Annotated in this window: 1 protein-coding gene; it reads right to left on the bottom strand. The window is 45.4% G+C overall.

The annotated features are described in order from the left end of the window. The coding region (locus tag AAEY87_RS13970) for a type 2 periplasmic-binding domain-containing protein (protein WP_350657608.1) at window positions 1-273 on the bottom strand (273 nt) is incomplete at both ends.

The raw sequence follows: 273 nt of genomic DNA, 5'->3' as shown, positions 1-273 counted from the left end.
CAGCATTTGAGCTCAGCCATTCTATGGCAGGCAGCTTATCAGAAATCATCGCATCGACACGGTTTGAACCGAGATCCAAAAACGCATTGCTCAACGTATCATAAAGCTTCATATCGGCTTTTGGATACGTGTCTTCTAGCCACTGCGATGAAATGGTTGAACGCTGTGCAGCAATAGAATGCGAGTCGATATCGCTGTTGTTACTAGGGTCAAAGCTGCTGTCTTTTTTGGCCAAAAAGACCAAGGCATTGCTAAAGTACGGATCGGTAAAGC

Origin of the sequence: Psychrobacter sp. S1-30-MNA-CIBAN-0213 (assembly GCF_040309845.1) — a bacterium.
Taxonomy (GTDB): Bacteria; Pseudomonadota; Gammaproteobacteria; order Pseudomonadales; family Moraxellaceae; genus Psychrobacter.
Note: the sequence above shows the minus strand (reverse complement) of the source record. Positions and strands in the feature narration are given on the sequence as shown.